General features: G+C 46.0%; 18 protein-coding genes and 1 pseudogene. 9 read left to right on the top strand and 10 right to left on the bottom strand.

The genetic code is table 11. From position 1 onward, the window contains the following. Nucleotides 1-23: 23 nt before the first annotated feature. From glgB to SD450_RS11555, 5 genes are all read left to right on the top strand, one after another. Nucleotides 24-1,919, top strand: coding sequence for a 1,4-alpha-glucan branching protein GlgB (gene glgB / locus SD450_RS11575; protein WP_318344606.1), 1,896 nt, complete (start codon nt 24-26; stop codon nt 1,917-1,919). Between the two features lie 97 nt (nt 1,920-2,016). Further along, the gene (locus tag SD450_RS11570) at nt 2,017-4,416 is read left to right on the top strand and encodes a glycoside hydrolase family 31 protein (RefSeq protein ID WP_318344605.1); all 2,400 of its coding nucleotides are present in this window, start codon (nt 2,017-2,019) and stop codon (nt 4,414-4,416) included. Nucleotides 4,417-4,455: 39 nt separating this feature from the next. Then, nucleotides 4,456-5,265 (top strand): M48 family metallopeptidase, encoded by an 810-nt coding sequence (locus tag SD450_RS11565; RefSeq protein ID WP_318344604.1) that lies wholly within the window; start codon nt 4,456-4,458, stop codon nt 5,263-5,265. A gap of 111 nt (nt 5,266-5,376) precedes the next feature. After that, the gene (locus tag SD450_RS11560) at nt 5,377-6,699 is read left to right on the top strand and encodes an MFS transporter (protein ID WP_318344603.1); all 1,323 of its coding nucleotides are present in this window, start codon (nt 5,377-5,379) and stop codon (nt 6,697-6,699) included. Nucleotides 6,700-6,867: 168 nt separating this feature from the next. After that, nucleotides 6,868-7,908 (top strand): Fic family protein, encoded by a 1,041-nt coding sequence (locus tag SD450_RS11555; RefSeq protein WP_318344602.1) that lies wholly within the window; start codon nt 6,868-6,870, stop codon nt 7,906-7,908. Between the two features lie 215 nt (nt 7,909-8,123). Here SD450_RS11555 and SD450_RS11550 read toward each other — a convergent pair whose 3' ends face one another. From SD450_RS11550 to SD450_RS11535, 4 genes are read right to left on the bottom strand one after another with little or no spacing between them, the layout of a single operon-like run. Then, on the bottom strand, nt 8,124-8,849 hold the full coding sequence (locus SD450_RS11550) for a head GIN domain-containing protein (protein WP_318344601.1): 726 nt from the start codon (nt 8,847-8,849) through the stop codon (nt 8,124-8,126). 36 nt (nt 8,850-8,885) lie between these two features. Beyond that, nucleotides 8,886-9,983, bottom strand: a complete 1,098-nt coding sequence (locus SD450_RS11545) for a DUF4097 family beta strand repeat-containing protein (protein WP_404828244.1) — start codon at nt 9,981-9,983, stop codon at nt 8,886-8,888. Beyond that, a complete protein-coding gene (locus SD450_RS11540; protein WP_318344599.1) occupies nt 9,964-10,524 on the bottom strand; it encodes a hypothetical protein in 561 nt (186 codons plus the stop codon). Before SD450_RS11540 ends, SD450_RS11545 begins: the two co-directional genes overlap by 20 nt. A 3-nt stretch (nt 10,525-10,527) precedes the next feature. Continuing rightward, nucleotides 10,528-11,085 (bottom strand): RNA polymerase sigma factor, encoded by a 558-nt coding sequence (locus SD450_RS11535; RefSeq protein ID WP_318344598.1) that lies wholly within the window; start codon nt 11,083-11,085, stop codon nt 10,528-10,530. 217 nt (nt 11,086-11,302) lie between these two features. Between SD450_RS11535 and lon the strand changes: the two genes are divergently transcribed. Next, on the top strand, nt 11,303-13,753 hold the full coding sequence (gene lon / locus SD450_RS11530) for an endopeptidase La (RefSeq protein ID WP_318344597.1): 2,451 nt from the start codon (nt 11,303-11,305) through the stop codon (nt 13,751-13,753). Nucleotides 13,754-13,834: 81 nt separating this feature from the next. Further along, nucleotides 13,835-14,534, top strand: a pseudogene (gene cmk / locus SD450_RS11525) ((d)CMP kinase). 138 nt (nt 14,535-14,672) lie between these two features. Here cmk and SD450_RS11520 read toward each other — a convergent pair. From SD450_RS11520 to SD450_RS11495, 6 genes are all read right to left on the bottom strand, one after another. Further along, entirely contained in the window at nt 14,673-15,209 is a 537-nt protein-coding gene (locus SD450_RS11520; RefSeq protein WP_318344596.1) for a DinB family protein, read from the bottom strand. A 140-nt stretch (nt 15,210-15,349) separates the two neighbouring features. Then, nucleotides 15,350-15,883 (bottom strand): dihydrofolate reductase family protein, encoded by a 534-nt coding sequence (locus SD450_RS11515; RefSeq protein ID WP_318344595.1) that lies wholly within the window; start codon nt 15,881-15,883, stop codon nt 15,350-15,352. Between the two features lie 72 nt (nt 15,884-15,955). Continuing rightward, entirely contained in the window at nt 15,956-16,690 is a 735-nt protein-coding gene (locus SD450_RS11510) for a helix-turn-helix transcriptional regulator (RefSeq protein WP_318344594.1), read from the bottom strand. 465 nt (nt 16,691-17,155) lie between these two features. Then, nucleotides 17,156-18,646: an amidohydrolase family protein gene (locus SD450_RS11505; protein ID WP_318344593.1), complete on the bottom strand. Its 1,491-nt coding sequence runs from the start codon at nt 18,644-18,646 to the stop codon at nt 17,156-17,158. Nucleotides 18,647-18,775: 129 nt separating this feature from the next. Continuing rightward, on the bottom strand, nt 18,776-19,570 hold the full coding sequence (locus tag SD450_RS11500) for a hypothetical protein (protein ID WP_318344592.1): 795 nt from the start codon (nt 19,568-19,570) through the stop codon (nt 18,776-18,778). Between the two features lie 146 nt (nt 19,571-19,716). Beyond that, entirely contained in the window at nt 19,717-20,412 is a 696-nt protein-coding gene (locus SD450_RS11495; RefSeq protein ID WP_318344591.1) for an arylesterase, read from the bottom strand. Nucleotides 20,413-20,454: 42 nt separating this feature from the next. On the opposite strand from SD450_RS11495, the gene SD450_RS11490 reads away from it, so the two are divergent. Beyond that, nucleotides 20,455-21,135 (top strand): ABC transporter ATP-binding protein, encoded by a 681-nt coding sequence (locus SD450_RS11490; RefSeq protein WP_318344590.1) that lies wholly within the window; start codon nt 20,455-20,457, stop codon nt 21,133-21,135. Then, nucleotides 21,132-23,681, top strand: a complete 2,550-nt coding sequence (locus tag SD450_RS11485) for an ABC transporter permease (RefSeq protein WP_318344589.1) — start codon at nt 21,132-21,134, stop codon at nt 23,679-23,681. The genes SD450_RS11490 and SD450_RS11485 overlap by 4 nt, the downstream gene beginning before the upstream one ends. Nucleotides 23,682-23,700: the final 19 nt, after the last annotated feature.

Genomic DNA, 23,700 nt, shown 5'->3' with positions numbered 1-23,700 from the left:
TTGTAAATGTCAAATCCTCAAGTATGTCAAAGGTAGTCCCACATAGTTTTTTTACAGAGTTCGATGTTGATCTTTTCAAGGCAGGGAAACATTTCCGTCTGTATGACAAACTGGGTTCCCACCTGACGGAAGTGGATGGGGTGAAGGGCACCTACTTTGCCGTTTGGGCGCCTTCGGCCAAAGCGGTCTTTGTGGTCGGCGATTTCAATTTCTGGACCACAGGGGAGCACGAACTCTATGTACGATGGGATGGTAGTGGTATTTGGGAAGGGTTCATTCCCGGTGTGGACAAGGGTACCAAGTACAAATACAAGATCCATTCCCACAACAATGATATCTGGACAGAGAAGGCGGACCCGTTCGCGAGGTATTGCGAGCAGCCTCCTAATACTGCCTCTTTGGTCTGGGATGCGCCCCACAAATGGCAGGACAGCAAATGGATGGACACCCGAGAGGAAAAAAATGGGTTGGACAGGCCCTATTCCGTCTATGAGGTGCACTTGGCCTCCTGGAAGAAAAAGAATGGCTGGGAATCCCTTTCCTACCTTGAAATGGCGGACCAATTGGTGGACTATGTGGATGAAATGGGCTTTACCCACGTGGAGTTCATGCCCGTTATGGAATACCCTTTTGATCCTTCTTGGGGATATCAACTCACTGGTTATTTTGCACCGACCTCCCGTTTTGGGAAACCGGAGGACTTCAAGATGTTGGTCGATAAGTTCCACCAACGGGGCATAGGGGTCATTTTGGATTGGGTACCGTCGCATTTTCCCGAAGATGCCCATGGACTTGGCTTTTTTGATGGATCGCACCTTTATGAACACCCGGACAGACGAAGGGGCTACCATCCCGATTGGAAGAGCCTCATTTTCAATTATGGCAGGAATGAGGTAAGGGCCTTTCTGATCAGCAATGCCGTGTTTTGGTTGGACCAGTACCATGTGGACGGACTTCGAGTAGATGCCGTGGCATCCATGCTCTACCTGGACTATTCCCGGGAAGATGGTGAATGGGAGCCCAATATGTATGGCAACAACGAAAACTTGGAGGCCATGTCCTTCCTTCGGGAGATGAACCAAGAGGTCTACGCAAGTTTTAAGGGCGTCCAGACCATTGCCGAGGAATCCACGGCCTTTTCTGGCGTGACCAAGCCCGTGCACTATGGCGGACTGGGTTTTGGTATGAAATGGATGATGGGCTGGATGCACGATACCTTGGAATTTTTCAAAAAGGAACCGATCCACCGATCGTACGACCTCAATATGATCACCTTCAGTATGACCTATGCCTTTACGGAAAACTTCATGTTGCCGTTCTCCCATGACGAGGTGGTCTATGGAAAAAAATCCCTCTTGTACCGGATGCCCGGGGACGAATGGCAGCGTTTTGCCAATCTGAGGCTGCTGTTCGGGTACATGTTTACACACCCTGGGGGCAATTTGTTGTTCATGGGAGGGGAATTTGGGCAATCATCCGAGTGGAATTTTCAGGAAAGTCTGGATTGGCACCTCACGCAATACGATTTTCACGCAGGTATCCAAGAAGTTATCAAGGATCTGAACAAACTGTACAGGACCAGTCCGGCCCTATACGAAAAGCAGTTCAGTCCCGATGGTTTCCAATGGATCGAGTACAACGACAGGGAAAATTCAGTCGTCACCTATATCAGAAAAGGGAATGACCCCAAGCAAGACCTGATCGTGGCCTGTAACTTTACCCCGGTGCCCCGCGAAGACTACAGGGTAGGGGTGCCGAAGCATACACAGCTCAAGTTGGTCTTCAATAGTGACGACAGCAAATATTCGGGTAGTGGCATGGGCAAAAAGACCCTCAAGCCATCAAAAACAGCCTGGAACGGACATGAGCAATCGGTTGTGATGACATTGCCGCCCTTGTCAGTGGTCGTTTATAAATAGCGGCCAAACTATAACGATATAGTGGGTTTATGTTCAAAACATCGTTTTAATTATTCGGCCCAATGTGTTTCTTTTGTGGGCAACAATTTGATCAGTAATGATAACCAATACGGAAATAGAGAAAAGGGGCAACCAATACCCCGACCATATAGTCGATTTCAAACAAGAAGGAGACAAGATTTATTTTACCACACATAACGGGGTCATTCTTCAGGTGACCATACTGCGCGACAGTGTCGTTCGCTTCAGATATGCCACGGAATATGTGTTTGAGCCGGACTTCTCCTATGCCATCAGCGATGGGGTGAATTTAGGGTACAATGAGCTTACGGTAAAGGAAGAGATCCCTGAGTTTGTGATCACCACTTCCAAAATCAAGATCTATGTCAACAAAACGGACCTAAAGGTCCAGATTGTGGACCTGGAAGATGTGATCCTATGCGAGGATGAGCTAGGTTTCCACTGGGAAGAGAACTTCGATTATGGTGGCAACATCGTGAAGATGAGTAAGATATGCCATTCCGGGGAAAGTTATTACGGAATGGGGGACAAAGCCTCGCATACCAACCTCAAGGGAAAAAGGGTGAACAATTGGGTCACGGACTCCTATGCCTATGGCAAGGACCAGGAACCCCTCTACAAGTCCATTCCTTTTTATATAGGGCTCAAAGAGAGCGTGGCCTACGGTATTTTCTTTGATAACTCCTTCAGTACCTATTTTGATTTCGCGAACGAGAAAAGGAACGTCACCAGTTTTTGGGCCGATGGAGGGGAAATGAACTACTACTTTTTCTACGGACCCAAAATGGGCCAAGTGGTGGAAGCCTATACCGACCTTACCGGGGTCCCCGAGCTGCCCCCTTTGTGGGCCTTGGGGTTCCATCAATCCAAATGGAGCTACTACCCGGAACGCAAGGTGAAAAAAATAGCATCGACCTTCAGAAAGCTCAACATTCCCTGTGATGCCATTTACCTGGACATCGATTACATGGAAGGTTTCAGATGCTTTACCTGGAACAACCGTTATTTTCCAAACCCCAAGAAAATGATCGAGGAAATGGAGGAGGACGGTTTCAAGGTCATAACCATGATCGACCCCGGAATCAAGATAGACAGGGACTATTGGGTGTACCAACAGGCCATGGACAATGAATTTTTCTGCCGAAGGGCCGATGGTCCCCACTTCAAGGGGAAAGTATGGCCGGGAGAGTGCAAGTTCCCTGACTTTACCGACCCGGAAGTACGCGAATGGTGGGCAGGTCTATACAAGGAAATGATCGCTGAAATGGGCGTGAGGGGCGTCTGGAACGACATGAACGAGCCAGCTGTCATGGAGGTGCCATCCAAAACGGCCAACCTCGATGTTCGCCACGATTATGACGGACATCCCTGTAGCCACAGAAAGGCACATAATGTCTATGGTATGCAAATGGTGAGGGCCACTTATGAAGGGGTGAAAAAATTCACGTTCCCGTTGAGGCCTTTTGTGCTTACCCGTGCCGCGTATTCGGGTACGCAGCGGTATTCTGCCACATGGACAGGTGACAATGTGGCCACATGGGAACACCTTTGGATCGCCAATGTGCAGATGCAGCGCATGTGCATGAGCGGATATTCCTTTGTAGGGTCCGATATTGGCGGGTTTGCCGAGCAGCCCAATGGCGAACTATTCGCCAGATGGATACAATTGGCCATTTTCCACCCATTTTGCAGGGTGCATTCCAGCGGGGACCATGGAGATCAAGAACCATGGTCGTTCGGCGAAGAGATCACCGATATTGTCAGGAAATTCATAGAGATGCGCTACCAGTTGTTGCCCTATCTCTATACCATGTTCTACAAATACATCAAAGATGGGATACCCATGCTGCAATCCTTGGTGTTCTATGATCAAGAGGATTCCCAGACCCACTTTAGGACCGATGAGTTCCTTTTTGGGGAACAAATGTTGGTCTGCCCTGTCCAAGAACCGAATGCCCAAGGTAGGAGAATGTATTTCCCAAGGGGCAACTGGTACAACTATTGGACCGATGAGGTGATTGCAGGAGGACTCGAAAGATGGGTGCCCGCAGAGATCCATAGGATTCCCCTCTATGTAAAGGAAGGGGCCATAATCCCGAAATATCCCGTACAGCAATATGTGGGGGAGAAAGAGATCACGGAGCTGTTCTTGGATGTCTATTACAAGGAAGGTACGGAAAATTCAATCGTATATGAGGACCAACAGGATGGCTACGACTACAAAAAAGGACGTTTTAGCCTGCGTAGGTTCAGGTTGAGGGGCAAGGAGAACGAACTCATCATCCAGCAATTCAAGGACGGTAATTTTATTACGTCCTATGAAAAATTCAAACTGACACTGCACGGTCTTCCATTTACCATCGGCACGGTGGAAGTGGACAATGAGGAAGTGGACCTGAATGACATCAAGTTGAACGGGAACAATTCCATTGAAGTGAGCAAGGATTTCACGGAACTTCACATTATCGGAAAATAATTTTTTGTAATTTACCTAAGACTAAACACTGATACTGTTATGAAAAGATTGATTCTCACGGCCGCTGTTTTTCTGATGGTCGCTTCTTGTAAGACCAATCCGTTTACAGGGAAGAGCACGTTGAACTTTTATCCCAATAGCCAAATGTTCCCGATGGCCTTTGCTCAGTATGATCAATTTTTGGAAGAGAACAAGGTGGTCAAGGGCACTTCGGACGCCCAGATGATCACCAAGGTGGGGCAACGCATCGCCTCCGCCGCCGAACGCTGGTTGGACGCCAATGGGTATCCTGGCTATCTCAAGGATTATCAATGGGAATATAACCTGGTACAGGACGAAACTGTGAACGCTTGGTGCATGCCAGGTGGAAAGATTGTGTTTTACACCGGGATCCTACCGATTACCCAGAACGAGACCGGAGTGGCAGTGGTCATGGGCCACGAAGTTGCCCACGCCCTTGCCGACCATGGGGCCCAGCGAATGAGTGCTGGCATGGTCCAGCAGATCGGTGCCGTGGCGGGTAACGTTGCCATTCAAGATCCAGAAAAAAGGAACATGTTCAATACTGCCTATGGGCTTGGTTCCCAAGTAGGGGTCATGTTGCCCTTTAGCCGTGGCCACGAAAGCGAGGCGGACCGCATCGGCTTGCAGATCATGGCCATAGCAGGCTATAATCCGGACGAAGCGGCCAAACTATGGCAGCGTATGAAGGCCAACTCTGGAGGACAAGCGCCACCCGAATTTTTGAGCACGCACCCATCCAACGATACCAGGATCAGCAACCTGACCGCTTGGGCGCCCGCTGCAAAGCAGGAAGCACGAAAGTTTGGGGTGACCTCATTCAAATAAATTGAGATCAAACAACAACAAGCTATGTCATTTCGACCTAATGGACATCTTATCCTTTGGATAACCAATGTTCACTAAGTTTGAAATGACATTTATTTTTTACGAGAGTTTATGGAACAGGTACTGGCATTGAAGGGAAGCAAAAAACTGTTGAATGCCTGGGCGTTTTACGATTGGGCCAACTCGGTGTACAGTTTGGTGATATCCTCCGCCGTTTTCCCACTTTTTTATGGATTGCTGTTCCGCACGGCCGGGATAGAAAAGGTCACCATCTTCGGCGGGGAGATTGCCCGGGCGCCATTGATCAGCTACGTTACCTCATTGGCCTTTGTGTTCATCGCCATCGTCACCCCATTAATTTCAGGTATTGCGGACTATATGGGGAACAAGAGAATGTTCCTTAAGTTTTTTTGCTATTTGGGTGCGCTTTCCTGTATTGGGCTGTACTGGTTTTCCTTGGAGAACATCTTTTTTGGGCTGGTGTGCTATTTCTTTGGCCTAGTGGGGTTTTGGGTCAGTTTCGCCATCAACAATTCGTATTTGCCGGACATTGCCTACCCGGAGCAGCAGGATCGTATCAGTGCGAAGGGATTTTCTTTGGGATACATCGGGAGTGTGATATTGCTGGTCTTCAATCTGATTATGGTGATGAAACCGGGCCTTTTTGGTATCACGGACAGTGGCGGAGAGATTGCCGAGCTCAAGGCCATGAAATATTCCTTCATTTCGGTTGGGATTTGGTGGATCGTTTTCAGCCAATATACATTTGCCCACTTGCCCAAAGGATACAAAAGGGAAGGGGAGCGGCAGCACATCATCCTCAATGGGTTCAGGGAACTGAAGAGTGTTTGGCATCAATTGGGAGAAAATACACGCCTGAAACGCTACTTGGGAGCCTTTTTCGTATACAGCATGGGGGTACAGACCATTATGCTCATCGCCACCTATTTTGGGGAAGAGGAAATCAGTTGGGGAACGGATAACGAACGGACCACCGGACTTATTACCAGCATTTTGGTGATTCAACTGGTGGCCATTTTCGGGGCAACGGCCACCGCTTGGGCTTCCAAGGCATACGGAAACATCAAGACACTGATGGTCATCAACATGGTATGGATGTTGCTATGCGTGTATGCCTATTTCTTGCAGACTCCCATGGATTTTTACATCGCTGCCGGTCTGGTAGGGATTGTTATGGGAGGTATCCAGGCACTTTCCCGCTCCACCTATTCCAAGTTTTTGCCGGAGACCACGGACACTACATCGTTTTTCAGCTTTTATGACGTGGCCGAAAAAATAGGCATCATCATCGGCACCTTCTTGTATGGCATAGTGGCCCAACTTACGGGGAGCATGCGCAACAGCACCATTTTTTTGGGACTTTTCTTCTTGGTAGGCATTCTTTTGTTGATGCGGGTGAAAAACAAGGATTGAATAAATATAGGATGGTCTTAAACATCGATTATATTCCTATTTTAGAGGTATGGTGATGTCTTTTATGTTTCTATGGACAAGATGTAGCTCAATTATATTAAAATTACTGGTCAAAATCACTATATTTTGAGCTTAATTCAGTATTATTATGAGCTCGAAAATATCATTATGATTACCAAAAGAGACCAACAAATCATTGATTTTATCAAGAAAAATGCAGGAAGCTCTTCCAAGGATATTTTTGAAAACTCATCTTTATCTGTTAGTTACGCTACTTTAAAGCGGGCTTTGACAAAGCTGATTTCGAATAATTATGTGGTTTCAGAGGGGCAAGGCAAAGGAACTAAATATTTTCTTTCGCCATCTTACGAACTTATTCGACCCATAAACATTGACGAGTACTACGAAAAAGAAATCGATGAAAGGCGAATTAAGGAAACTTTCAATTTTGGGTTGGTCAATGAAATTTTGAACAAGAACAGCGTATTCACGGATAATGAGTTGGCCGGACTAGATCTGCTCCAAAAAGAATACGAATCCAATATCAAAGACCTAAATCCATCCGATTACCAAAAAGAGTTGGAGAGACTTGCCATTGACCTGAGTTGGAAATCCTCTCAAATTGAGGGAAACACCTATTCGCTATTGGAAACAGAGCGGTTATTAAAGGAAAAACAAACAGCTTCGGGAAAAACAAAGGAAGAAGCTGTAATGCTCTTAAATCACAAAGACGCACTTGATTTCATCATTGAGAACAAGGATTATTTAAATCCATTGACCGTATCAAAAATAGAGGACATCCACAATATCCTGACCAAAGAACTTGGAGTTGAAAGGAATTTAAGAAAAAGACGTGTCGGTATTTCGGGTACAAATTACAAACCACTTGACAACGAATTTCAGATATTGGACGCTCTTGAAGGTGCTTGCGATGTAATCAACAACAAGAAAAGCATCTTTGAAAAGGCCTTACTGGCTCTGGTCTTGATTTCATATATCCAGCCATTTATGGATGGGAACAAAAGAACAGCAAGGATTGTAAGCAATGCCATTTTGATAAACTACGACTACTGCCCATTATCATTCCGAACAGTAGATTCAATAGATTACAAAAAGGCGATGTTGTTATTTTACGAACAGAATAATATTTCTAACCTTAAAGACATTTTTATCGAACAATTTGAATTTGCCGTTAGAACATATTTTTAAAAAAAGAACTACCACTCCGTGTATCATTAATTGCTGTAATCCGATCAAAAGCACATTTTCAATAATCTTCCTATCCTGCAAACGGACAAAGTCCGTACTTTGAAGTCCATAACTGATCATAACCTAGACGATTCCAAAAACTCAAACCAACAACATAAAAAAATGCCCCGGAATTCCAGAGCATTTTTCGTTTTTTGATTGGTGATAAATTTCTGTTATCCTCTGGAAATATCCCCTGAGCCTGATGATTTTGAATTGATTTTTTTAGGATTTCCGCGGTAATGGATGTCTCCCGATCCAGAAACCTTCGCATCGATGGACTGGTTGGCCGTCACCTTGATGTCCGCCGATCCGGAAACGGTGGCTTTCACAAATTCCGCTTCCAGTTCATACGCCTTGATGTCCCCGGAACCGGATACCATTACATCGAAATCCGTGGTTCGTCCCGATAAATTGATGTCTCCCGACCCGGAAAGCGAAGCCTCCACTTCTTTGGCTTGTACGGACAGGCTGATGTCGCCAGACCCGGCAATCCGAGTGCTGAAACTCTCAGCTTCGATAGTGGTCTTGCCCACGATGTCACCAGAACCTGACAGGCTCACGGAACTGATGGATTCGACTGGAACGGTAATCAGGATCCCTGAATTCCAGTTGGAGGGCCTTAGTTCCAGCCCTTTTTCGGTCTTGATGACCAAAACGCCGTCCTTGACCTCGGTTATGATATGCTCCAAAAGGTTGGATTCCCCTCTCAGCGTGATTCCCCCTTCATTGCCTGCCACGAGGTCCACATCGAACCAACCTGCGAGTGACACACCGTCATAGTCTCCAACGGAGCGTTCGATGGTGACCACATTGCCGTCCCCCTTTACTTTTCTTCCCCATTGGGCATTGGTGATGGCCATTGTGCTTAGTACCAGTGCGAGCGTGATGATTTTTTTCATGATCTTGTGTTTAAAATGGTTTTCTGATTTGATGTTTTAGTTTTGATAAAATGTAATGCCTCCATAATCGCTGGTGATGCTCACTAGGTTGCCGGAGTTTTCCCTACCGTAGTACCCTTTGTAATACTTCTCCGTTGATTTTTCCTTGCTGATATGGATCTCGAAATCATCCTTTCCGCTCACGCCGGCATATTCAGTGGTGATCTCAAAGTCAAAGTAATACTCCGGATGGTATCCTATTTTGATGCCGGTATAATCTGTCCGTATCTGGATATCGCCCGCATCCGGTGCCATTTGGTCAATTTTTAAGGAACCGTAGTCGCCGGAGATGCCCACATTGCCATGAACGGTGCCCAGTTTTATCCCGATATAGTCCCCGTTGCCGTTCACGTTCTTGATGTTTTTTGCCTCAAGGGATCCATAGTCGCAGGAATACTCCAGATTGTCCATTTCTTCGATGACGGCATTGGTATAATCGGCCTTGATGATCAGGTTGCCCGCTTTTCCGATGGTGAACCCGGAATAATCCGCCACGATCTCTGCACTGTTGATGTAGTCGAAGGTGGACCGTGATGTATAATCGAACCGGAGTTCATTGTTACGGCCGCGGAGTTCGCCCACATCTATTTTGCCATAGTCGCACTTGATCTTGGCGTGCCCATCAATGCGGTCCAGAAAAATGCTGCCATAGTCGTTGCTCAGGCTCACATTGTTCTTCACGGGCAGCTTTATGGTGTAGTTCACCTGTACGCTCACGCTGTTGCGCTTGCCCCAGCTCCATCCCCAGTTGTTGTTCCTATCGCCAAAGAGGGTCCTGGCAGAAACCATACTGGAACTGTTCTCGAAATCCACGTTGATTTCGTCCAATCTTTCCTGTACCCGTTCTTCATTGTTTCCGTTGGTCTTGATCTGGACCTCTATCACCACCCGGTTTTCGTTCCAAGAGGTAATGTTGAGGTTGCCATAGCTGTTATCGACCTTGAAAAGTGCATCGGCATTGACGTTGAATTCTTTTTTAATGGTCTTTTCCTTGGTGTACCTGCCGTTCAAGTTGTCATTGTCCACATGGGCGCTTATGGCCAGGGGAATCAAAGCCAAGGTGAAAAGAATCTTTTTAAATGGTAAAGCTTTCATCATTTTGTGATTTTAAATTCTTGATATTTTCTATTTGGCTCAAAACTTCTCTTAAAAGGTCAATGCGGGTCTGGAAATTGATGATCATGGCATTCATGATGATCTTGCTGTCCCCACCGTTGACCAAATCTTGTTCCAGCACTCGGTAATCTTTTTGCAACCGTTGCAACTGGGACAAAGTATCATCGACCAACTGTGCCGTCTCGGGCGATTTCTCGTCCTTCAACTGCTGCACCTGTTGTTCTATAAGGTTGGCAAAGTAAAACTCCGTCTGTCCTACCTCGGGAGCGATCTCTACCACCTGTTGTTTGATGCTGGGCGTTGGTCCGAAGGCCTGATATCCCAATACGGCCACCACTGCCACGGAGGCGGCGATGGACAGGGGCTTCCACCATGAGGTTTTCTTCCTGCGGATGGAAACCGTGCCCTGGGTCTGGTTCAGTTTTTCCAAAAACCGTTCTTGGTGCCCACTTTGCGGTTCCTCCATGTCAAACTCTCCTTGGAGCCGCTCAAACAAATTATCTAAACTATCCTTGCTCATCTTCTACATATTTACGGTCAACTTCTTTCTCAAACTTTCTTTGGCCCTTGAGATCGTGGTCCTACAATTAGCATAGCTAATGTTCATTATTTCACTGATTTCTTCATAATCGTACCCCTCAATTAAATGTAAGGTCAAAGAAACTCTGTAATTGTCTTTCAAACTTTTCATGGTTTCCATCACTTTTTGAGCCTTCAGTTCAGTATAACCATTCTGGTCTGAAGCAACTCCATCATTATCTTCGACCTTGTACATTATATCATCCAAATCCGCAGTCCTGTTCTTTTGCTGCTTTTTGTAATGATAGATGCTGTTGTTGATCACGATCCGCTTCAGCCATGCCCCAAAGGTGACGTCTCCTTTGAAAGTATGCATCTTTGTGAATGCGCTCAGGAACGATTCCTGCATCACATCCTCTGCCTCGGCGGGATCTTTTACAATCCTATAGGCTGTGTTGTACATGGCCTTATAGTAGCGATTGTAGATCTCCATTTGTGCACTTTGCTTTCCCTGCATGCACGATTGGAGCAGTGCATCAATATGTTCATTTAGGTGGCTCAAAAAATGAATGGTTTGTCTTATAGATTAGGGAATTTACCAATTGTTACACTTTTTTCTTAAAATTTATTTTTCAATGGCACAGGAATTGCCCTTAAGGAGTGGACGACAAGCCTTGTGTTTTTGATAGACATTGATTATGAATTGGTTACAAGTGCTTGCCGAAAGAATAAAAAAGTATTTTTTTTGTCGATTATGACAAAATGACCGAAAAGAGGAAATGGGAGAGATGAAAATATCAAGATTTGACAATATTGACCTTCAGGGACTGGATGAGGATGCGGAGTTGATTCCACTGCTCACCCCTGAGGATGAAGAACAAATGAATAAGGAGGAACTGCCGGACATTTTGCCCGTGCTTCCCCTGCGAAATACCGTATTGTTCCCAGGAGTGGTGATTCCGATCACTGCGGGAAGGGACAAATCCATCAACCTGATCAAGGATGCCAACAATGGCACCAAAACGATAGGTGTGGTGTCCCAAAAGGACGAACAGACCGAGAATCCCGGGGTAAACGATATCAACACCTTGGGTACTGTGGCCCGCATCCTAAGGGTGCTCCAAATGCCGGATGGCAACACCACCGTCATCATCCAAGGAAAAAAGAGGTTCCAGATAGAGAGTATTGTAAGCGAAAAACCTTATTTGACCGCCAAGGTGAAGGAGGCCGAAGAAATACGTCCCGATGAGAAGAGCAAGGAATTCGAGGCCATCATCGATTCCATCAAGGAACTGGCCTTTAGGATCATCAAGGACAACCCGAACATTCCCAGTGAGGCCACCTTTGCCATCAAGAACATCCAGAGCAATTCGTTCCTGATCAACTTTGTGTCCTCCAACCTGAACCTGAGCGTTGCGGAGAAGCAGCAGTTGTTGGAAATCCCGAACCTTCAGGATAGGGCCCTGGCCACCTTGAAGTACATGAACATGGAGCTTCAAAAACTGGAACTGCGCAACGATATCCAGAGCAAGGTGCGTAGCGATATGGATCAGCAGCAACGAGAGTACTTCCTGCACCAGCAGATGAAGACCATCCAAGAGGAACTGGGTGGCCTGTCCTATGAGGAAGAGGTGGAGGAAATGCGTGCAAAGGCCAAAAAGAAAAAATGGAACAAGAACGTCGAGGAGCATTTTGAAAAGGAACTGGCCAAAATGCAGCGCATGAACCCCCAAGTGGCGGAATATTCCATTCAGCGGAACTATCTGGACCTGATACTCGACCTGCCCTGGAACGAATTTTCCAAGGACAAGTTCGACCTGAAACGGGCACAGCAGATCTTGGACAGGGATCATTATGGTCTGGAAGATGTGAAACGACGTATCATAGAATATCTCGCCGTGTTGAAACTGCGAAACGATATGAAATCGCCCATTCTTTGTCTGTATGGACCTCCCGGAGTAGGTAAGACCTCTTTGGGCAAGTCCGTGGCCGAAGCTTTGGGCAGGGAATATGTGCGGATGTCCTTGGGAGGGCTTCGCGATGAGGCCGAGATTCGTGGGCACCGAAAGACCTATATCGGGGCTATGCCGGGGCGTATTATCCAAAGTTTGAAGAAAGCAGGGACTTCCAACCCAGTCTTCATCTTGGATGAGATCGATAAACTGTCGAACAGCCATCAAGGTGATCCCTCTTCTGCCATGTTGGAGGTGTTGGACCCAGAACAGAATGCGGAGTTCCATGACAATTTCCTCGAAATGGGCTACGACCTTTCCAAAGTGATGTTCATTGCCACGGCTAATAACCTGTCCACCATACAGCCTGCATTGCTGGACCGTATGGAGATCATCAATGTGACGGGATACACCATAGAGGAAAAGGTGGAGATTGCGAAACGGCACCTGTTGCCCAAGCAGTTGAAGGAGCACGGACTTTCTGCCAAGGACCTGAAGATTGGCAAACACCAATTGGAGAAGATTGTGGAGGGCTACACCCGCGAGTCCGGGGTGCGTAACCTGGAGAAACAATTGGCCAAAATGGTGCGCTATGCCGCAAAATCCATCGCCATAGAGGAGGAGTACAGCGTGAAAGTATCCGATGCGGATGTGGAAAAGGTTTTGGGACCTGCCCGATTGGAGCGCGACAAGTATGAGAACAATGAAGTGGCCGGTGTGGTCACGGGCTTGGCCTGGACCAGTGTGGGTGGTGATATTTTGTTCATTGAGTCCATTCTTTCCAAAGGAAAGGGGATGCTGAACATTACAGGGAATTTAGGTAAAGTGATGAAGGAATCCGCTACCATTGCCATGGAATACATCAAGTCCAACGCGGATACCTTTGGTATAGACTCCGACGTGTTCGATAAATATAATGTGCACATCCATGTGCCCGAGGGCGCCACACCCAAGGACGGACCCAGTGCAGGGATCACGATGTTGACTTCCTTGGTGTCGCTCTTTACCCAACGCAAGGTGAAAAAGAGCATTGCCATGACGGGTGAGATTACACTTCGTGGTAAAGTATTGCCCGTTGGTGGAATCAAGGAAAAAATCTTGGCCGCAAAACGGGCCAGGATCAACGAAATCATCCTGTGCAAGGACAACAGAAAGGACATAGAGGAAATCAAGGAAGAATATCTGAAAGGGCTCACCTTCCATTATGTGACGGATATGAGCGAGGTCATCGACATTGCCATTACCGGACAAAAGGTGAAAAATGCCAAGACCCTATAATCCAGTTCTAGAAATCAGATTTTTTTAAAGGAATTGTCCCCTTGAGGGGACTTTAGGGGTGTTATCCCTATTTTTGTTCCGATGAAAAAAATAACCATTGCCATTGACGGACATTCGTCCACGGGAAAGAGCACCATTGCCAAACGTTTGGCAAAGACCCTTGGCTATATTTATGTGGACACCGGGGCCATGTACAGGGCCGTTTCCCTTTATGCGCTGAACCATGAATTGATTGATGCGGAAGGGGAAATCGATGTGCCTGCATTGGTACAAAAACTACCACAACTAAAGCTCAAGTTTGTCCCCAATCCTGATTTAGGGATTTCGGAAATGCACCTGAACGGCGAAAATGTGGAAAGGGAAATCCGATCCATGAAAGTCTCAGGATATGTCAGCAAAGTCGCAGCCATCAAGGAAGTGCGCGAAATGCTCGTCGGGATTCAACAGGAGATGGGCAAGGACAAGGGCATTGTGATGGACGGAAGGGACATTGGTACCGTTGTTTTCCCAGATGCGGAGCTCAAATTGTTCATGACGGCATCCCCCGAGACCCGGGCAACACGGCGTTATAAGGAACTGTTTGGACAAAGGGGAGGAGGTCACCTATGAAGAAGTGCTCAAAAATGTGCAGGAGCGTGACCGGATTGACTCTACCCGCACCATTTCTCCCTTAAAAAAGGCCAAGGATGCCATTGAGTTCGACAATGGCGACATGGGATTGGAAGAGCAGTTTGAACGTATTTACGACTTTTCCCAACGGGTGATTGCGAAGCAGGGATAAGACTGGCATTGTTTACATAGCTTTAAAAAACTTCAGGTATTACAACAGTATAGTAGCAAACACCGTCAAGCGGAATACGGCAATTATACTTCTCATACCATTCCATTCAATTTTTGAATTTCGTGAACTTTTTCTAAATCATTCAGCTTGTGCTATCCATTCAGCGGCCACATTTGCTTTGCTTCTAAGTATATAATTCAACTGGGCCACATGATGCTGGACATGCCTGAAATTGTAGAACAGGATTTCAAGTAAGGAATAGTCTTCCACAATCGATGGACAAAGTCCATGCAACCCAATTTCTGACTTTTTTATCCATTGTGCCATTAAATCTTTATCCGCATGTGGACCGATCAAACCCTCACATTTTTTTCGTGCGAGGCTGATATGGGATAGGACCTCTTCTTTGCTGTAATGTCTATTTGGAAATACATCATCTATGGCCTCCGAAGGAAGTTCATGCTCAGGTAGGAGGGTGTAGGGTAATTTGGGTTCAAATGCCTTTACGGGATAGGATAGGTAGTAGTCAAGAAATATGACCGTGTGATACGACATATAAAAGAATTTGTCCTTCTTCCTCCATAAGGCATCGGGACATGATTCAATGACATTATGGAGCATATCGATGGTTGCCGCGAAATTTTTCCATAAACATTCCTTGAACGTGTTTTCCATAACTGATTGCAATTGTTCCGATCTAAATTAGGTGTTTTGGAAATGGCAACATAAGTACACTTACTGAAATTAAACTGTTCTGGGAAATTCTTTTCTTCATGGGAAAGTCCCGATAAACTATCGAGTGGGTTATGCCCAACTTATTTTTTTCGTTTGTAATGCAGTTGTACCAATCCCGTCTCAAATGTTTTTACCTTCACAAATTCAAGGAGTTGCTCAGGCCGTCCGTCTTTGAACAATCTTGTTCCCATCCCTAACAGAACAGGAACGACCGAGATAATAAACCCATCAACCAACTTATTTTTCAAGAGCTCATTGATCACTTCTGCACCACCATCGCAATATATGTTTTTCCCGTTTTCAGATTTGAGTTGCCCTACCAGATCGGTCAAGTTTCCGGTGTAAAAAGTTGTCCTTCCCACACTTGGTCTTGGGGTTCTTGTGATCACATATACGTCCCTTTGTCCATTGTCGTAGAAGGATGGGCCAATTTCCCTCAGGACATAATCATAGGTCTTTCTGCCGATGATCAAAGTGTCAATGGTATCCGTAAATGCTGCATAACCATAATCCTCGCCCTCTTTTTCCACGAGTTTTAAGAAACTGAGGTCGTCATTGGGTTTTGCAATGTATCCATCCAAACTTGTGGCAATAAAAAGTGAAATTTTTCGCATCGGTTTTACAATTTAATGTTTTGGCAAAACTAGCTTTGGACTTTCTTTTGCGCTTTGTATAAATGCGACATTTTAAAGTTGCGATGGCGAAAGCCCCGTATTTCGTTTGATTTCGTGGGTGAGATGCGAATGGTCATAATACCCACACTCAAATGCGATATCCAACAAACTGCGATTCTCATTTGGGTTTTTAATGATGTTCAGCGCTTTTTGAAAACGTATAATGTTTGCATATTCTTTTGGTGAAATTCCTATGTGCGATTTAAACTTTCGTTCCAACTGCCGCACGGTTATATGATTTCGTTTTGAAAGCTCTGAAATACTCAATTTTCCGTGGGAAGAATGTATATCGCTGATGATGGATTGTAGTGGGTTCTGTTTGTTTTTGAGCCTGTCCGTAAAATATCGGTTCAGATAAAGGGAACGGTTGGAAAGTGCTTTGTCAATAGCAAACGAATACGATTTTTCAAATTCAATAGTCTGATCAGTCAGTTCAACTTGCGCCGCATATTCATAGAAACTGGTAAATGCCGCGGGTTTGAAACAAACACCCCATAAATGTGTGTTGCTTCCGATAAAACTATCCTTAAAAGAAGTCATTGCGCCAACAACATAGGTTTTTCCGAATTCCATGGATACGGCACCATGGTCGGTCAAACAGGTTTCTCCCAAGTTCATGACCAGGCCTGCACAACCATCGGGAAAATTTCGTTCCCATTGTCCGTCCGGTTCCTCCCCTTTGAGTTCCCAGTAGGAATGGATAAAGGGCTCCAGTTCTTTGTGTGGTTTTACCTCTACGTACTCCATTATTTTGTTTAATGACCGTCAAAAGTCCCAGGCATTTCTGCAGGGGGAATGGTCCACAGAAAATCCGGTCGTATGAAAGGTCAATGGGTTTAAAGATAACCAGAATCCAGCAATGGATCATGGTCCACGTGGCACCTTCGCCTTTTGTCATGTCTCTAGATCAACTTCCCAAGTTATGTCCGATAAAGGGAGCCGGAATATTCACTACGATCAAAATACCGTAGAAAATAAGAATGCTGATGATCAAGGATCCTATCATATGTTGGATTTTAGGTGAGGCAACGGTCTCGTATAACTGTCAGTTACGAGTTTTAACTTACTGTTTTTCGGTCAAGAATTGACGTTGGCAATTCTGAGTGGATTCAATTTGTCCAAAGCGTAGTTGGAGGATAGTTAAATCTGCCTATCCAGGCGTAGGGAACGGATGTAATAAAATTGCGGTCATACATTGTTGGCATGCCGTTTTTATTTTACGGATAAATCTTCCCTGATCAACACTTCACCCCCAAGCAGTATGTTTTCAATAGCGTTGTAGGCCTCTATTTCTTTGAGGGGATTCTTTGTCATCAATACCAGGTTCGCTTTTTTTCCAACCTTTATGGAGCCCACATCGGAGTCCAATTTAAATGCCTTTGCGTTGTTGATTGTCGCTGAGGCAAGAATTTGGTCTAACGGAACTCCTGCTTCCTCCATCAATCGTAATTCCCAAAATCCATTATGACCGGGCTGGTTTCCATAGGTTGGTGCTGATGGAGTGTCCGTGCCAAATAGAATTAACCCTCCATTGTCCGATAGGTATTTTAAAGCGAGTTTTGCATGAGCTTGAATGTTGCCGTAAATGGCATGGATTTCCTCAGCAGAATAGTCCCCGAAAAGTTCATTGGCAAACCATTGCCCTTCCGCTGTCCTATACCACTCCAGCAATTTTTTTGGCACAATTTTGTTTAGTTCAGGGTTGCTGAGAAACATATCATCTGCCAAAGCTTCTTCACCGGCTATGACAGTCAGAGTGGGTGTATAACCAATCTGTTTTTGAATTTGCAAGTCCAGGACGTTCCTTATCTCCGTGGGCAATGAATCTTTAGGTACATCTTTATATTTCCCCCAGTTCCATAAACCATGGGCGATGACATCTACCCCAACATCGGCCAAGAATGAGTGGGCCTCCAGCGAATTACCATGAACAGTAAGAACAAGTCCATTTGAATGGGCTTCGCTTAACAAATCGTTCATTATGTTTTTTGTGGGAACGGGCAATTTTGGCATATTTCTAAAGCCAGATTCATAATAGGACTTGACGGCAATGGCACCTGAGTTCTTTATACGACTTACAACAGCTTTTGGAGTATGGTCCCCGGGTTCAAATTTATCTGGGATATTGTCGGCCTCACTTTCCAGATATACAAAATTTGGAGTTCCTTCGAACCGGAATTGTTCAGGGGCAAAATTCATGGGGTAACCGTTTGCAACCGAAGCTCCCGACCTACCAGTATGAAATAAATCAGGTTTTATGGGTTGTGCATTAAAAGAAGTGAGCTGTTCCTCCGATATGCCTCCTAGGTTGATCAAAGTTGTGAAGCCATGGTACAGATAGCTTCGCGGCATCTGTTTGTTGAATTCTTCTGCCAATTCAGGATATTTTTCCATATGTTGGGGAAGCATTCCCTGTACTTCTGTGAGATGGACATGGCTATCGATCAATCCCGGAATTACAAATTTTCCTGTTCCGTCTATTTTTTGAAATTTCCCGCTAACTCTTGGCTCATTTTGATCAAGGTAAACGATTTTATCTTTTTCGATGACCAGATGACCGATATATGGGTTGTAGTTTCCGTCTTCAGAAGATATGATGGTGATGTTCGATATATATACACCTTGAGTAAGGTTCAATCGGCCCTGTGTGTCTTTACAAGAAAATAATGGTAAGATGACTATCAGTAAAATTATTTTTTTCATTTTTAAGGTTTTAATGAATGCCAACGGTTTGCATATGGCTTGTGGCGGTTTCGGAGCACTTTCCTGTCCACCGAAACCAAGGCTTGCTACCGAGCGAAAACCTTGCTGTCAGCCTGTCCCCGCCATAAGCTATATACGCTGTTGCCCGCAGTTATTTTCTTTTCCTTTGATAAACTCCAAAAATTCATTTCCAAATTCAGTAATACTCATCATTTGAAAAGAACTTACTCCAATTCTTCCAATTCCCCAATCCAAAATAAGTCCTTTAGAAAATAGTCTTTGTTTGAAGAAAATGAACTTTTGTTCAGATATTCCATAAAATTCTGAACCCCTATATTTTTCTAATATTTTATGCTTGCCTTGAATTAGGTCAATATTTAAAGAAACCTTATCAAATTCATCTTGATATTTTGACTTTTCTACAATTATAGTTTCCTTTTTCATATTCTCTTTAATTCTCGACATTTGTTCATTCAATTTGTCAAGTTCATCTCTTTCTTTGTCATAATTTTTATTGAAATTCTTATGATGAAAAAGTATTACTAATTCTTCTTCTGAGAGCGTTGTAATTAAATCCAAATACACATCAATCAATTCCGTTTCTTTTGACGGACTGTTTAATTCTTTAATAAGAATGTCTTTGAAACGTTTAAGCTTTAATTCTGATTTCGTTAAGACTACTCTTTTTAAAACTGCCTCGAATAAGTCATTGAAATCCTCAGTTTTAATATTCTCTATGTTTATCTCAGAATCTTCGGTAAAGTTTTCTGCCAAAATCTCTACAAACTTATTAAGCCGTTTTTGTTTTATTTGTCCATTATATTCAAAGAACAACTCATTTAGAGCAGTGCCTCCAAATGGAATTGCTCCAAACACTGATTTAACAGAACTAACTAATATTTCTTTTTTATCGATTTTAGTCATAATTGTGGGCAACTATTTGGATAAACGGAACTACTATAAAAATCAGAAAAAAAACCCAAATACCAACAGCACAGGGAATTAAAGCGATAAAAACAGCTATAAGTGCATACAGCCGCACACTATCAACAAAAAAATAGGAAAGCGGTTCAGAGTACTTCGGCCAAGACCTCCCACACGTTTTCCGCCACCAGTTGTTGCCCCTTTTGGGTGGGGTGGATGCCATCCCCTTGGTTCAGTTCGGGGATGCCTGCAACCCCTTCGAGCAGGAAGGGGATCAAGGCAAGGTCCTCCTTTTCGGCCAGTTCGGGGAAAATGTCCCTGAACCCGGAAGTGTATTCAGGACCCATGTTGGGCGGAATCTGCATGCCGGCCAGTACAATGGTCGCCTGGGGCAGTTTCTCCTGTATCATGTCCACCATCGCCTGAAGATTTTTTCGGGTCTCTTCCAAAGGAATGCCTCGAAGCCCATCGTTGGCCCCCAGTTCAAGGACCACCACAGAAATATCATCCTCCAGCACCCACTCCATACGGTTTCTGCCGCTTGCGGTCGTCTCACCGCTCAGTCCGGCGTTTACCACTTGGTAGTCCAGTCCCAGCGAATCCAACTTTTCTTGGATGATGGCTGGGAAGGCATCGGCCACCTCCAGACCATATCCTGCGGTGAGGCTGTCCCCAAAAAAGAGGATCTTCTTTCCGCTGGATTCCGCAGTGGCCTCCTCGGTTTCAACAGCATCGGCATTCTGTTCCTTTTCCTTCGTCTTCTCTCCACAGCCCATGAGCAATAGGCACAAAAAATAACAAAAGATTAACGGCATGGCGGAGTGCTGGCTTTGTACGGACATGGGCAATTTTCGTATTTTGAAGGTTTTTACCAAAAACGGGTTATGTCAAAGATATTAAAAGTTGAAAACCTAAATAAGACCTATCGGAGCGGCAACCACGACCTTACCGTGCTGAAGGAAGTCTCCTTTGAAATTGAAGAAGGGGAGACCTTTGCCATTGTGGGCCCATCGGGAAGCGGGAAGACCACTTTGCTGGGACTTTGCGCGGGTCTGGATGTGTCGCAGGCAGGGAACATTTGGCTGTGTGGCCAGAACCTCACCTCCATGAGCGAGGACGAGCGCGCCCTGCTCCGAAACAGGCACGTAGGTTTTGTGTTCCAGGATTTTCAATTGTTGCCCACACTCACCGCATTGGAAAACGTGGTGGTGCCGTTGGAACTGCAAGGAGTCGGCAGGGCGTCGCTGGAACGGGGAAAGGAACTTCTGGAAAAAGTGGGGCTGGGCGATAGGCTCCACCACTATCCTTCGCAATTATCGGGAGGGGAGCAACAGCGTGTGGCCTTGGCCCGTGCCTTTTCCAACAGACCGTCCATTCTTTTTGCCGATGAACCCACGGGCAATCTTGACGGGGAGACCGGGGCCAAGATAGAACAGTTGTTGTTTGAACTCAACCAGGAATTGGGAACCGCATTGGTGATCGTGACCCACGATCTGGAACTGGCCCAAAAGACCAACCGAAGTTTACGCCTAAGGTCGGGCAGCATGGAGCAGATGGCCCTATGAAGAAGATGGAAATGAAAAAAGCAGGCCTCTCATGGCTTGTACGGATGGCCTGGCGCGATGGGAAATCGAGCTACGGCAAATTGATACTCTTCATTTTTTCGATTGCTTTGGGGGTGACCGCCGTGGTGAGCATCTATGCTTTTAGCGATACCCTTCGGGACAGCATCGCACAACAATCCAAATCCCTGGTCGGGGCAGATTATGTCATCGAAAGTGATAAGCCGGCCAATGAAAAGGTGCAGAGCATCATCGATTCGCTGGGCGGTGCCGGGGCCAGGGAAATCAGTTTTCTCTCCATGGCCGCCTTTCCGGGAAATATCGGCACAAAATTGGTGGAGGTCAGGGGACTGGAGGGAGATTTTCCGTTCTATGGCGAACTGGAGACCGAACCTGCATCCGCTGCAAAAAAATACAAGGAGGGGCAGGCACTTGTCGATGCCACCACCATGCTGCAACTGGACCTCAAACAAGGGGACAGCATAAAATTGGGAGGCGTGACCCTGCCCATTGGCGGCATTTTGAACTCGGTTCCGGGCAACACCTCCGTCTTTGGGGCCATAGCGCCGCCCGTGATCATTGCTTTGGAATACATTGATGCGACCGGACTTGTCCAAACAGGAAGCAGGATAGACTACAAATACTACTTCGTGGCCGCCCAGAATCAGGACATGGCCCAGCTTGAAGAAACCGTCGAACCCGTTTTGGAGTCGGAGGATGCCGACTTGGACACCCATGCCTCGGAAGGGCGACGAATGGGACGACGGTACGACAATTTTGGGAAATTCTTGAACCTGGTCGGGTTCATAGCCCTGTTACTGGGCTGTGTCGGGATTGCAAGCGGTATGAACATCTATATCAAGGAAAAGCTGAAGTCCATTGCCATTTTGAAATGCCTTGGGGCCACCAAACGGCAGACCTTTTTCATCTTTTTTATTCAAGTAGGGATCATGGGGTTGATCGGAGGGGCCATCGGAACGGTGTTGGCCTATTTCATACAGCAACTTTTCCCTATCGTGGCCGATGGCATGCTGCCTTTGGACATTGAAGTGGGCATGTCGCCCCAAAGTGTGCTTTTGGGACTTTCCTTGGGGCTTACCATGTCCATTCTCTTCGCGCTTTACCCATTGATGCGCACACTCTACGTTTCTCCCTTGCAGACCCTTCGTGTGGTGGACGAAAGCGGGGCAAGGTCCAAAAGGGCATCTTGGGGTGTCGGTTTGGGCATTGTTCTTTTTGTGTTCTGTTTTTCCTGGTGGCTGCTGGGGGACATTTTCCATTCCCTTTCCTTTGTGGGTGGCTTGGCCCTCGTTTTCTTGGTCCTCACGGGAATGACCTATGGGATGATGAAGCTTATCCGAAGGTTTTTTCCGGTGGGATGGGGATTTATGGCCCGTCAGAGCCTGCGTAACCTTTTGGGGCCACAAAACCAGACCCTCACTTTGGTATTGACCATTGGGATAGGCACATTTTTGATGAGCACCCTCTATTTTACAAAAGATATGCTCTTGGCCAAAGCGTCCATTGAGGACAAGGCCAATAGTGCGAACATGATCCTGATGGATGTGCAACGCGAACAGATGGATGCCGTATCGGGCACCATTGAAGAACAGGAGTTGCCCGTGATTGACCGGATTCCCATCGTCACCATGCGGGTCGAATCCTTAAAAGGGATTAGTGTGGACGAAATCAGAAAAGATTCCACTTCCCAAGTGAGCGGGTGGATACTGAGCCATGAGTTCAGGGTCACCTATCGCGATTCCATCATCGGTTCGGAAAGTCTGGTGGAAGGCGAATGGGTTCCAACCGTTCCCGAAACCGGGGCCGTACCCATTTCCGTGAGTGCGGATTTTTCGCAAATGGCAGGAGTGGGCATTGGCGACGGCGTCACCTTCAACGTACAGGGACGGATAATGGACACCCAGGTGAAGAGCATCCGAGAAGTGGATTGGACCCGGTTGCAACCTAATTTTTCCGTCGTATTCCCAAAGGGAATATTGGAAAATGCGCCACAGTTTGGTGTCATCACCACGAGGGTTCCCAATGAAATGGTATCGGCCACCCTTCAACAGCAATTGGTACAAGAATTTCCAAATGTGTCCATATTGGACCTCAAGCGCATCCTGACCCTTATTGAGGACATCCTGAACAAAATGGGATGGGTCATCAATTTCATGTCGTTCTTCAGCATTTTTGTGGGAATCATCGTGCTTTTGGGAGCCATTTATAACAGCAAGCACTTACGGGTTAGGCAGAGTGCCCTGTTAAAGACCTTGGGTGCAAAAAGTGTACAGATCTTGAGGATGTTTGCCTTCGAATATGCCTTTTTGGGGATTTTGGGAGCGGCTTCCGGGGTGCTTTTGTCCCTGTTGGGTAGCCTTGCGCTGTCCTGGCTATTGTTCAACACCTCTTTTGTACCGTCCTGGGTGCCCTTCGTGGTCATTTTTCCCAGTATTGTGCTCTTGGTATTGGTGTTGGGCGTTAGCAATAGTTTTGGGGTCATCCGCAGCACACCGCTCGAAGTTTTGCGCAAGGGTGATAATGGATAACGCATTTGTAACGAATGGA

Source organism: Flagellimonas baculiformis (genome assembly GCF_033441575.1).
GTDB lineage: Bacteria > Bacteroidota > Bacteroidia > Flavobacteriales > Flavobacteriaceae > Flagellimonas > Flagellimonas baculiformis.
The sequence above is the reverse complement of the archived record's forward strand: the minus strand, read 5'-3'. Positions and strand labels throughout refer to the sequence as shown.